The organism is Hahella sp. CCB-MM4, from assembly GCF_002260525.1.
In the GTDB taxonomy this organism is placed as follows: Bacteria; Pseudomonadota; Gammaproteobacteria; order Pseudomonadales; family Oleiphilaceae; genus Hahella.
Genome location: NZ_MRYI01000011.1, coordinates 116679 through 129287, shown reverse-complemented (window position 1 = coordinate 129287; position 12609 = coordinate 116679). Strand labels below are relative to the sequence as shown.

9 protein-coding genes are annotated in these 12609 nt (G+C 50.8%); 4 read left to right on the top strand and 5 right to left on the bottom strand.

From position 1 onward, the window contains the following. Nucleotides 1-5 precede the first annotated feature (5 nt). Both xdp1 and prsT read left to right on the top strand, forming a co-directional pair. Entirely contained in the window at nt 6-782 is a 777-nt protein-coding gene (xdp1, locus tag BTA51_RS18300; protein WP_094709874.1) for an exosortase-dependent surface protein XDP1, read from the top strand. A gap of 160 nt (nt 783-942) precedes the next feature. Further along, on the top strand, nt 943-3729 hold the full coding sequence (prsT, locus tag BTA51_RS18295; protein ID WP_168188214.1) for an XrtA/PEP-CTERM system TPR-repeat protein PrsT: 2787 nt from the start codon (nt 943-945) through the stop codon (nt 3727-3729). Nucleotides 3730-3803: 74 nt separating this feature from the next. On the opposite strand, the gene ilvD is transcribed toward prsT, so the two are convergent. Continuing rightward, nucleotides 3804-5645 carry a dihydroxy-acid dehydratase gene (gene ilvD, locus BTA51_RS18290; protein ID WP_094709870.1) on the bottom strand — a complete coding sequence of 614 codons (1842 nt, stop codon included), beginning with the start codon at nt 5643-5645 and terminating at the stop codon, nt 3804-3806. Between the two features lie 272 nt (nt 5646-5917). Here ilvD and BTA51_RS18285 point away from each other — a divergent pair, with 272 nt between their 5' ends. Then, nucleotides 5918-7165, top strand: coding sequence for an HDOD domain-containing protein (locus BTA51_RS18285; protein ID WP_094709868.1), 1248 nt, complete (start codon nt 5918-5920; stop codon nt 7163-7165). 22 nt (nt 7166-7187) lie between these two features. Here the strand turns inward: BTA51_RS18285 and BTA51_RS18280 are convergent, their stop codons facing one another. After that, entirely contained in the window at nt 7188-8033 is an 846-nt protein-coding gene (locus BTA51_RS18280) for a potassium channel family protein (RefSeq protein ID WP_094709866.1), read from the bottom strand. Between the two features lie 296 nt (nt 8034-8329). Between BTA51_RS18280 and BTA51_RS18275 the strand changes: the two genes are divergently transcribed. Then, the gene (locus BTA51_RS18275) at nt 8330-8926 is read left to right on the top strand and encodes an LON peptidase substrate-binding domain-containing protein (RefSeq protein ID WP_094709864.1); all 597 of its coding nucleotides are present in this window, start codon (nt 8330-8332) and stop codon (nt 8924-8926) included. Nucleotides 8927-8980: 54 nt separating this feature from the next. Here BTA51_RS18275 and BTA51_RS18270 read toward each other — a convergent pair whose 3' ends face one another. From BTA51_RS18270 to BTA51_RS18260, 3 genes are all read right to left on the bottom strand, one after another. After that, nucleotides 8981-10432: a bifunctional DedA family/phosphatase PAP2 family protein gene (locus tag BTA51_RS18270; protein ID WP_094709862.1), complete on the bottom strand. Its 1452-nt coding sequence runs from the start codon at nt 10430-10432 to the stop codon at nt 8981-8983. A 143-nt stretch (nt 10433-10575) separates the two neighbouring features. Next, nucleotides 10576-11559: a GGDEF domain-containing protein gene (locus BTA51_RS18265; protein WP_094709860.1), complete on the bottom strand. Its 984-nt coding sequence runs from the start codon at nt 11557-11559 to the stop codon at nt 10576-10578. After that, nucleotides 11549-12553 (bottom strand): diguanylate cyclase domain-containing protein, encoded by a 1005-nt coding sequence (locus BTA51_RS18260; RefSeq protein WP_094709858.1) that lies wholly within the window; start codon nt 12551-12553, stop codon nt 11549-11551. Before BTA51_RS18260 ends, BTA51_RS18265 begins: the two co-directional genes overlap by 11 nt. Nucleotides 12554-12609: the final 56 nt, after the last annotated feature.

Here is a 12609-nt window from a genome sequence, read left to right as displayed (position 1 = left end):
AAAATATGAAAACCTTTAATAAGCTATTGATCGTGGCAGGATCGCTCGTGGCTGTTCCAGCCATGGCAGCGACCCAAACCTGGAATCTCAATAGCGGTTCATTCAATAATTATAATTATGGAAATGTAATGACCGTTAATGGGGCTGATGGTAACGACCTCCAGTTGTCTGGCTGGGCGGATACTACAGGTTCCGGGGACGCTGAAATCCAGAGCGGACAATTAACCTATAACAGCAGCTATGGCCTGATGTTGCGTAATCGTGACGAGGACACGTCTGTGCCTTCTCACTCAATCGACAACTTTGACGGTGACTATGATATGGTCCTGTTGTCTTTTGAAGAAGCCATCGATTTGGAAGGATTCTCAATCGGTTGGGCGACAGAAGAGAACAGTGGTGGACAGGCTGATATTACCTTGGCGGCATTTACCGGCGCGGGTGATTTCAGTTTTGGTTCCGGTGATACCTGGTCAAGCGTTTTCAATGATGGGTGGTCGACAATCGCTCATTACGGCAACGTAAGTGACTATAGCTATCAGGCCGTAACTACTGATGTTACCTCCAAATACTGGCTCATCGGAGCGTATAACCCGATATTTACCGGTGGCGATACTTACGGTGGTGCTCTCGGTACGGCATATCATGATGGAATGAAGCTGAAAGCTATCAAGGGAACTACAAGCACTCCGCCTCCGACCGACGTACCTGAGCCAGGTACACTGGCAATTCTGGCAGCGGGTTTTGCTGGTCTTGTAGCAAGACGGAAAAAAGCGAAGGCTTAATTCCTTTCAGTGTTCCGATGTTAAAGGCGAAACAACGTTTCGCCTTTTTTATTTGGCCGGTTAAACAATGTTGGTCTAAAACTATCTGTTTAGCTAAGGCTTTTATCATTCCAATTCCTCTCGCAGAACTTCGATACTGAATATGCAGCAGCAAAATATTTTGTCAGTTACGTTTACACTCTTACTTTTTCTGTTCTCATTCTCTGCTTACGCTGATGATGTGGTAGACAACTATGAGTTGGCTACCAGGGCATTCAATGAGAATAACCCCAACGAGGCGTATATCTACTTGAAGAATGCCCTCCAGAAAGATCCGGATCACCTGCCATCCAAAATTCTGCTGAGCAAAGTGTATCTCAATGCGGGCAATATGCCTGCGGCTGAACAAGAGCTTACTGACGCCCTGAACCTGGGTGCAGACATCAATCTGCTGCTTCCGATGTTGGGAAGTGCACTGATATTGCAGGAAAAAGCAGATGCTGTTCTGAACCTGGAAAAATACAGCTCAAAACTGACCAAGCAAAACAAATTCGAGTTGGCTCTGTTGAAGGGGCAGGCCTATCTGGTCAAGGAAGATGAAACGCTCGCGCAGATGCAGTTCGAGCAGGCGATAAAGGAAATGCCGGACAGTGTCAGAGGTATGAATACGCTGGCAACGTTGTACTTGAAACTTGGGTGGCTGGATAAAGCCGATCTGATTATCAAGCGGTCGTTGGATATCGACAGTCGTAATGAGAAGACGCTGGTGCTGAGCGGTGACCTGGCACTTCGAAAAGGGAATACCGATGAGGCTCTGGCGAATTATCTGGCCGCTTATGATAAGGATAGCGATGATCCCCGTGTCCTGCGCAGTTTGGTCTCTGTCTATTTGAAGCTGGATAATCGCGCTGAAGTGAAGCGTTATATCAATCTGATCCTTAGTCAGTCTCCGAATGATCCGGCAGCGACGTTAATCAATGCATGGCTGTTGATTGAAGATAATGACTATGATGTGGCCAAGCAGTCTCTGGCGGATCTTACCGCCCAGTTGTCCCTGCTCGATGACCCTGAGCTGGCACAGGACGCTTCACTGATCTTCATTCAGGGGGCTTCGGAGTTTATCCAGGGGAACCTGGAAAAAGCTAAACAACAGCTGGAATTATATTTGTCCCATGAACCCACCAACCTGGCTGCATTGCGCATGCTAACCGAGGTGTACATCAAAGGTGGGAATGCTCGTAAAGCCCGAGAGGTGCTGGAGTCAAGGCGTCATGATATCGAGGCGGACTCCGGGCTGCAGTTTCGGCTGGTGCAGTTGTATATCCAGGAAGGAAAGCTGTTGTCGGCAGATCAACTGCTGGCCTCGCTGGCATCCAAATATCCTGACAGCTCCTTTGTCATCTATCTGAAAGCCCTGGTTGAGAAGGGGCGCAGGCGTCCACAGCAGGCATTGGATTTATTGAATTCAGTGAAATTTAAGGAAGCTGAGCCGGTATCTTTTGCCTTGTTGCGTGGGGAGTTGTTGGTGCAGTTGAATCAGCTGGATGCTGCCATGGCAATTGCAAATGATTTTGCTTCCCGCAATGTGGATCAGACAGAGGCGCTGAACTATATCGCGGCAGTTTATCTGAGGGCAGGAAAGACGGATCTTGCGATGACCTACATTGAACAGGTGTTGGCTCAGGATAGCTCTGAACTTAGTGCTCTCTTTAACAAAGCGATCGCTTTAAAATCACTCAACAGGATGGATGAGTCACGGGGAATTCTTTCAGGCATTCTCAAGAAAAATGAACAGCACACGCCGTCTTATCTGCTTATGGCGCGTATAGATCAACAGGCTGGGAAACTTGAAAATGCCTTGAGTTGGACAAATAAAGTGTTGGTCTATGATGCTGCCAATCCGGAGGCGTTGGAAACCAAGCTCTCTATCTATAAGCAGCAGCAGAACTGGGTGGAAGCTCTGGAAACGGCTCGGCAACTTAACAAAGTTGATCGATTGAATGCGACTTATCTTGTTGAGCTGGTGAATGGCCTGGTTAAGTTGGGGCGGCAGAGTGAGGCTGACCGTTATTTGAAAATACTGCACAGTATCTGGAGTGACGATGCAGTCAATCTGGGCTACCTCGCCAGACTCCAAATGACAGCCGGAATGACCGATGCAGCGCTTGAGAGCATGGAAAAAGCGGTCCAGTTAGCGCCCACCTCGCTCAATCTTCAGCTTGATCTGGCACGGATGTATTTTGCCCAGGGCAAGCTTGATATGGTGTCGGACCTTGTCGAGAAAATTGAAAGTAAGTTTGGTCGTCAGGCTCCGGTGGTTTTGTTGGAGGGGGATATTGCCCGGTCACGGGGAGAGCATGATAGAGCCAGGAAAGCATACTATGAAGTAGTGAAGCTTGACCCGGAAAACCCGGCTCCCTGGTTTAATCTGTACCAGCTCACCCTCAACAAAGTAGGGGAAGAGCAATTTGCTTCCACTATGGAAAGCAAAGTGAAGTCCGCTAATGCCAAGCCCTGGATGAGAAAGCTGCTTGCAGACAGCTATCTTAACCGGGGCATGCTTGATCAGGCTCAAGGTCATTATGAGCAGCTTAGAAAAGTGCCTGGATTGGGAGATGATCCAGCTATTTTGAATAATCTGGCCAACATCTACGCAAATTCGGACCTCAATAAAGCGCTGCAGACAGCAACCCAGGGGTTGGAAAAAGATGAGAAAAATCCTGCATTGCTGGATACCGTGGGATGGATTTTGGCCCGCCAGGACAAGTATAAGGAAGCCCTGCCATATCTGCGGAACGCGTATAGCGTTGATGCCAGAAGTGGCGAAATTCGTTATCACCTGGGCTACACCCTGCTTAAACTGGACCGGTCCCGTGAGGCTCTGGTTGAACTGGAGGCTGCTGTAGCTGCCGGAAATACCTATCCGGAGTTCAATAAGGCTAAGGCGCTACTTGAGTCTCAGAAATAGCGAAGGCAGGTGGTACAGGGAAACGAAACCCTAACCCGATGGACGGGTTAGGGTGTTAGATTAGGGGAGTTGGATTACAGCAAAGATTTATCCCGGACAGCGCCTTTGTCCGCGGATGTTGCCAGAAGAGCGTAGGCTTTCAGGGCTGTAGTCACTTTTCGTGGACGGGTCGCAGCAGGCTTCCACGCCTCATCGCCTTTGGCATCCATGGCAGAACGACGATTCTCCAATTCTTCAGAACTCAGGTCGACATTGATCGTACGGTTGGGGATGTCGATCAAAATGGTATCCCCTTCCTCAATCAGCCCGATGGCTCCCCCTGCGGCAGCCTCAGGGGAACAATGTCCAATCGACAGCCCGGAAGTACCTCCGGAGAATCGGCCATCAGTTAGCAGTGCGCAGGCTTTGCCCAGGCCTTTTGATTTCAGGTAACTGGTGGGATACAGCATTTCCTGCATCCCGGGACCGCCCTTAGGTCCTTCATAACGGATAATGACGATATCACCTTCTTTGACTTGATCCGCAAGAATGCCCTTAACCGCATCGTCCTGGCTTTCAAATATTCTTGCTTTGCCTTTAAAGACCAGAATGCTGTCATCGACCCCGGCTGTCTTAACAATACAGCCGTCTTCTGCAATATTGCCGTACAGTACTGCCAGGCCGCCTTGCTTACTGAAAGCATGCTCAAGGTTACGAATACAGCCGTTTTCCCTATCCAGGTCGAGAGATGACCAGCGGGTTGACTGGCTGAAAGCTGTTTGTGTGGGAATGCCGGCGGGACCTGCCTTGTAGAAAGTCCGAATGGCTTCTTCCTGGGTTCTGACGATGTCCCACTCATTAATGGCGTCCAGCAACGTCTTGCTGTGTACCGTGGGGACATCCGTATGCAGAAGCCCTGCGCGTTCAAGTTCACCCAGGATCCCCATAATGCCGCCGGCGCGGTGCACATCTTCTATGTGATATTTGGGGGTGTTGGGAGCCACTTTGCAGAACTGACCGACTTTGCGGGATAGCTGGTCGATGTGGGTCATGCTGAAGTCTACTTCTGCTTCTTGCGCGGCAGCTAACAGATGGAGAATGGTATTGGTGGAACCGCCCATGGCGATATCCAGAGTCATCGCATTTTCAAAGGACTTGAGACTGGCTATGGAGCGGGGCAGGACTGACTCATCGTTCTCTTCGTAGTATTGGCGGGTGATGCCGACAATACGGCGGGCCGCTTCCAGGAATAACTGTTCACGGTCTGCATGGGTGGCCAGCATTGTGCCGTTCCCGGGAAGGGAGAGTCCGATCGCCTCAGTCAGGCAGTTCATGGAGTTCGCAGTAAACATACCGGAGCAGGAACCGCAGGTAGGGCAGGCTGAACGTTCATATTCATCTGCCAGTTCGTCGGACGCATTGGAGTCAGCCGCAATGACCATGGCATCAACCAGATCCAGCTTATGTTCTGCCAGTTTGGTTTTGCCTGCTTCCATTGGGCCGCCGGAAACAAAAATCGTCGGAATGTTGAGGCGCAGTGAGGCCATCAGCATTCCCGGGGTGATCTTGTCACAGTTGGAAATACAAACCAGGGCGTCGGCACAATGGGCGTTCACCATGTATTCCACAGAATCGGCAATGATCTCGCGGGAGGGCAGGCTGTAGAGCATGCCGTCATGTCCCATGGCTATGCCGTCATCCACCGCGATGGTATTAAATTCTTTGGCGACGCCGCCTGCTGCTTCGATTTCCCGGCAGACCAGTTGTCCCAGGTCTTTCAGATGCACGTGCCCTGGCACGAATTGGGTAAAAGAGTTGGCTACGGCAATGATGGGCTTGTCGAAATCTTCTGATTTCATCCCGGTAGCCCGCCACAAGGCCCGGGCTCCGGCCATATTGCGGCCTTTTGTTGTTGTCGCTGAACGATAGGTCGGCATGTCGTGCTCCGTACATCCTGATTGAAATGGGATCAGATCGGGAAGAATAGCATTAATAGTTTTTTCTATAAATGCCTGCTATACGCGGGGAACGGGCGTATTGAAGATGTCATATGAGTCTGGTGGTATTCGGTTTATATCCGTAGTAATTTAATTGTGCCTGGTGAGTTAAATGGTTTTCAGGCGCACGCAATTCTAAAATCTTTGCTATAACAGTCTTACCGGTGGCAGGTTGTGCCGGATTCGAAATCGATGAGAGAAATGGAATCCTGATGGAAGACCTCAAACATAATCTGGAAGCGCTGAAACACTTCACCCTATTGGAAAAGTTGTCTGACGAGCAGTTGATCGTATTGGCATCCCGAGCTGATTCGAGGGAGTATCGGCGGGGACAGGTCATACTTGAGCGCGGCAGCCGTGACAGTTCTGACTATTATCTCCTAGAGGGAGAGGTGAAGCTCGAAGCTCAGGACGGGCGTAGTGTCCAGGTCGCTGCAGGCTCAGAGAGGGCGCGTCAGCCTATTGCCCACCTTCAGCCGCGCCAATTCACCGTGACAGCCGTCAAACAATCCACCATGTTGATTGTCGATCAGCCGACGCTGACTCAAATGCTCAAGAATGCCCCGCAGGAATTCTCTATGAGTGAAGCCGGGACGGCGATGGAACATGCGGACAATCCGGCATATGCCCTTGTGTCGTCTTTTTATCAGGATCTCAATGCCCATCGTTTAAGCCTGCCCAGTCTTCCGGATATGGCTATGCGGATTCGAACCATGACGGAGCAGAATGACTGCAACATTGTGGATGTCGCCAAGGCCATCATGCGCGATCCTTCCATCACTGCCAAATTGATTCATGCAGCCAACAGCCCGCTATATCGGGGCTTTAAAGAAATTGAGAGCTGTGAAGATGCGGTTGTGCGCCTGGGGCTGGATGCCACTCGTCAATTGATCACTATTTTTACCCTGCGTGAATTGTTCAAGAGCAAATACGAACTTCTGCAGAAGAAAATGTCTGCCCTTTGGAAGCACACCATGGAAGTGGGCAGTATCGCGTTTGTGCTGGCCCGGATGACGCCGGGACTAAAACCAGAGCAAGCCATGCTGGCGGGCATTCTCCACGATATCGGTGTGGTTCCCGTCATCAAGTATGCGGAGGAGCACCCTGTATTGCGCACCCATCAGGACATGTTGGAGGCGATTATCCCTGAAGTGAGGGAGGAAATCGGATGTGCTTTGCTTGAAAACTGGGGGTTCCCGGATGTGTTTGTTGAAGCAGCCCGGCAGGCAGAGAACTATCGTTATGATTCCGGTAATGACAAGCCCAGCTATGCCGATATTGTGATAGTCGCGCAAGTCCATGCTTTCATCGGTAAGCCGGAGCATGCGGCCATACCCCAGATGGATCAGATCCCTGCGTTCCATAAACTGGCGTTGGGTGAGCTTTCCCCTCAGCGCAGTCTGCAGGTCATGCAGATGGCCCGCGAGGAAATTGAGGGCATGCAATCGATATTACGCTGAGTGTTACCTTCAGCAATCCATCTCAATCAGGTTCCTTTTTCTTAGATCTTTTTCTGGAGGTTGGTTGAGTAGGAGGTGTTTTCCTGCCAGCCACTTCTTCCAGCAGAGTGCGCATCTCCGCCAATTCGTCTTCAAGATGGTTGATCTTCCGAAGAATTTCGTTTTCTTTACGGCGCAACTGACCTTCTTCTTCGCTGAGGAAAAAGGCCGCAAAGCTGGCGGTCAATACCGATATCATGCCCAGGCCGATAATGATGAGTATTGAAGCAAAGAGTCTTCCGGCAGTACTCTCTGGAACAATATCCCCATAACCAACGGTCGACATAGTGACCAGTGCCCACCAAATACCATCCATAGGGGTATCGATAGACGGCTCTATTCCTGCCACGATAAAGCCCGCCATGATGATCATGATGAACCCCAGGGCTAGTGTGGTGCCAAGATTGTGTTGGGATAGTAGTTTTCTTGTGGTCTTGGATATTTGCAGAAACAACCCGAGCATGGCCAGAATCCGCAATGTACGTAGGGCGCCTGTGAAAGGGAAATACCACCAAATCAGCGGGAACCCGAATATGATGATGACCAGATTGATCCAGTTGCGTTTAAGGTAATTGAGTTTTTTATCGACCAGACTGGCCAGAATGATTGTTTCCGCCAGGAAAAACAGCCAGACAATCCAGTCAGTTAAGCCGATCACAGCCTTCGTCAGGTGATGGCCTGCTTCCAGATACCAGGACACAATGATCCACAACGCCACAAGTATCATGGGCCACTCAAGATAACCGGCCCAGCGTTTGGCTTTGGCATTCTCTCGTATGTCGACGCCGGCCAGGCCGAAAATCTGGCTGATGTGATCATGAGTGGTCATAAAGCTCTATCCGTGTTTTTTACTGTATGGGGCCCGTCGGTGACCCTGTTTCAATTGAATTCCGCACCTTTATAACATAACCGCCGTTCTGAACCGAGCATGGCTCATGACGGTAGATCAGGGCAGGGAATTTGCCTTAGTGATCTATCACTGACTAATATCAGAGTAGTCTCCTGCATGGCGGCTTTAAATTATTGTGCTATTTAATAGGGGCAAGTTTATAGGGGCAAGCCGGGAGGATTTGGTTTGCCGGTCATAAGAAAATTGGGAACGGTGTATAGCGTAAGGACCAAATCATGGAGTCGTCCAAGTCATTTCAGCAAGTGCCCTTGTTTCCCCTGAAGACTGTTCTGTGTCCAAAAGGCAAACTGCCGTTGCAGATATTTGAGCAGCGCTACCTCAGCATGATTACACGTTGTCTGAAAGAGGAGGCAGGGTTTGTTGTGGTGCTGATCAAGGAAGGCAATGAAGTGGGAGACGATGTCCGCATGTTTGACGTTGGTACCTATGCGAAAGTCGTGGACTTTCAACAGTTACCCAATGGGCTGCTAGGTATCACTGTGGAAGGTGTCAGTAAGGTGGCGATTCATCATGTGACCCGTCAGGACGATGGTCTTTATGTAGGCGATCTGCTGCCGGTACCGATGGAAAGCGAGTCGGATATACCGGACAGTTTTTTTGAGTTGGCTGAGCTGTTGGAAGAGCTGTTGCGTCATCCGGTGGTCAGGATTCTTGGAATGGATGTCAATTATGCCGATGCCAGGGAAGTTGGATGGCGGCTCATAGAACTCTTGCCGCTGGAGTTGCAGGATAAGCAGTATCTGTTGACGCTGGATAATCCGGTTTACCGGCTTGAACAGATCCGTTATCTGATACATGTCCTGGCAGAGTAAGCATGCCTTTCATGGCTAGCCTGTATGACAGACCGGCATGACTTGGTGGCATGACTAGCCTGAGAATAATTGAAACCTGGCAATTGCCGCAGGGAAAGTCAGCAAGAGATAGCTGATCACCAAAATAGCGGCACCGAATCCGAATACCGCAATCCATTTATCTGTCCATACGGGCTGACGGTCGTAAGGACTCTGCAGGGTTCTGATCAAACCACAGAGCGTCAGTCCAAGCAATGTCCCTCCTACTATGTCGCTTAGCCAGTGAACCTGCAGGTATAGCCGACTGCAGGCAATCAGCAGCACCCAAATTCCACCTGTGACATAGATCCCCCAACGATGGTGGGGGAGGCGTTCCCGGGCAATAAAGGCGGTGATTAATCCATAAACCAGGATAGCGCCGCTGGTGTGTCCGCTAGGGTAGGCAAATGAATCCGGGATGCCCGGACTGTCAGGACGTTGGATTTGCAGGACGGCTTTCAGGAAGCTCGTCAGGGCGTGGGCGGAAAGACCGCCCAGAATGCAAAGAAACGCCAGATGAAAACGTTGTCGAACAACCAAAAGAGTGACGAACCACCCGAAAAACAGATAAAGAAATCCGGGATTGCCCAGTAGTGTCAGGCCCACAAAAATCATGTCCAGCAGTGGAATATGTATGTCGGTCAGGACTCCTGCAACCGTCAGGTTAAGCTGCTGAACAGAAGGCAGGTACAGCGTTAGCAAAGTGACAAAGGCAAAACCGAACACTCCCCCCGTAAACAGCAGTGCGGAACTGATGGGGTATTCCCTTTCACCATTGCGCAGGCTGTACAGGTTGTCCCAAAGCCGATGAGCGAATCCTGACGTCTCGAATCGGTTGCTGATCCAGCGATAAAACGAGCCGCTTGGACGAAGGTGCCAGTGCAGTTGAGTAAAGAGCCCCGCTGTTAGAACAATAATGAGAAGCAGGCTGCCCAATACGGGATAGAAGTGCTGGGGGAGTGGGGTTTCAATGTCGATGGCGGCTCCGACCAGGAAGCCGGGGAGGATATACCATGGAGCCCAGGCGATTGCCGAAGCGACATTGAAAGCGATAAATCGGGAGGGAGGCATTCCCAACGCGCCCACTGCAAGCGGGAGAAAGCATCGTAGAGGTCCCACAAAGCGGCCGATGACAACGCTCTTGCCGCCGTGCTGCTTAAAAAAACGTTCGGACTGGATGATCAGCTCGGGATAGCGGGTAAGCGGCCATATGGACTGAGTCTGAGTACTGTACCTGCGGCCGACGTAGAAACTGAGTCCATCTCCCGCAACGGCGCCGAGGAAGGCCGCAAATAGTGTACTTTCCAGACTTAATGCGCCTCCTCCACAAAGTGCGGCGAGACCGAATAACAATACCACTCCAGGAATAAATATGCCGATAATGACCAGAGATTCGAGGAAGGAAACAAGAAAAATGGTGATGGCCAGCAGCTCAGGATATTGCCCAACCCATGTGATGCTCTGGTTGACCCAGCCGCTGAAATCCATACTCTAACCGATGCCCTGATGATCAATATATCCGCGCCATATTTTATGGGGTCGACGCGGGGATTGAGAAGTTAACTTACTTCTTTGGAAGATTACTTTTTGCTTAGGGTCTCTTTTTACTGAAGATCACTTCTAACTTAAGATCATTTTTTACTCAGGATCACCTTGTTGCGTCCTGATTTCTGGGCTTGTTTCAGAGCGGTTTGAGTCCGTTCCAGAAGAAGCTTGTCGTCGACCTCTCCAGCAGAGCGGGTAAGACATCCAATCGATATGCTCAGTTTGTCCACGACTGGCCAGGTTTGCTCCTCCACACTGCGGCGTAAGCGCTCTGCGATGACCAGAAGGCCTTCCTCGGGTGTCACTGGAAGCAAAATATAGAATCGCCCCTTTTCCGCATAGTAAATGCTGTCGCCGGCCCGGGTTGCCTGTAGCAAGCGCTGGCCAAAGGCGGCGAGAAGTTCGTTGGCGAAATTGGGGCCGTGGACTTCCAGCTGCTGATCAAAAAAGTCGATCTCCAGGACGATAATGGACAGGGGGTGAGCGGTGGTTTCCGAGCGTGAGATTTCCTGCTTGAGCGTAAAGTCCAGGTGCTTGAGATTGTAGGCCCCGGTGGTGGGATCTTTGATGGAAACTTCCACCAGGAATCGGGATTTATGGTGATAAAGGTAAGCATACATCCCTGCCAGCCCAACCAGCAGCGAATAGCTCGTGGCGAATCTGAGCGTAATGTAGAAACTTTCGTTCAATGACAATGCCAGGCTGCTGCAAACAAGGGTGGCAATATTGAAAACAAAGGCCTTCTTGAGTGGCAGTAGTAGAAAGCTGAATAACCCCAGACCATAAAGCCAGTGGCTGATGGCGGTCTCGCCCAGACCCAACTGAATCACAATGACGATCAGCATAAAGGTCAATACACAAAGATGGCCCCGGTGCGCATTCAGGTCACTACGGCGACTCCAGGCATACACCGCTCCGATAAGCATGATCGGAGCAAGCAATATGCTCATGTAGAACAGATCGTACAGGCCGTAGCGAACATTCTGGACAGCCATGAATAACAGAAGAAAGGCACTGGTAACGTAAAGGGCAATGCGTGCCCGGGTCCGTAGATAGGATTCAGCCAGCAAGGTTAGCCTCCTCAGTAGTGGCAATGTCGAGATAGGCGACGGTGTGATTGTTGCCCTTGGATCTGGCTACTGTCAGGGCTTTGCGTGCATTGGCGATCAGGGTTTCAGCGGTGTCGCCAACGTTGAGGGTGGAAACTCCGATACTGATTGATACGGTACTCTCCCGGGTGCTGAGTTCCTGACGGGTCTTTAAACGCAGCTGTGCAGCTTTCTTATTCGCTTCTTTGGAACCGGTGTGAGGCAGCACAATAATGAAATCGACACTTTCATAGCGATAGTAACTGTCAAACAGTCTCAAATTTTCGTGCAACAGTCCGCCCAGCTGGTGCAACAGGTGATCTTTATCCTCCTGAGTGGCCTGGTGTACGGACGAAGTATCCAGACTCAAAGCCAGCACTGACAGGTCGGTGCCTTCGCGTTCGCTTCTTTGCACTTCCTTGTCCAGGTCCTGAATCAGGTATTCGCGGGTACAGGCCAGGGTCAGGTTGTCGGTTCGGCGCAACGGGCGCAGTTGTTGTTCCTTGATTTCCCTCAGATATACAAAGGCCAGGGTCATGGCCAGGCTCAGCAGATAAATGAAGAAAAGCTGTACCTTTTCCGGGCCCTGGTAGTAACCGATCAGGGCAATTGCCAGAGCGATAGAGTAGCCGGCAGTCAGGAAAGTGGCGATCTGGATCCGATAGATCAGAAAGGCGATGAGAGGAAGAATATAACACCACTGTTCAGCGGTATGCTGGTACTTGACCAGGCTGGCGAGGGTGGTGACGATCAGGAAGCCCACAATAACATGGGACAGCCACATCGGAGCCGGCTGGTCAGCATGGCGTGCGTTCAATCGCCAGTTGGCCGTCAACAGAATGGCAAAGGTGACGGCAAAGCCCACCATTAGCCATTCACCGCTGAGCAGTGAGCCCAGTGCGAGTATTGCCGCTACCACTGACGCCAGTGAGTAGGCCTTGCTGCGGAGTTGATTGTTCAGTTCAACAGGTGTCATCCCAGTCTCTTGAGGTGCAGTTGTTATTATGGCGTCGGGATGCGAAACTCCTGCAT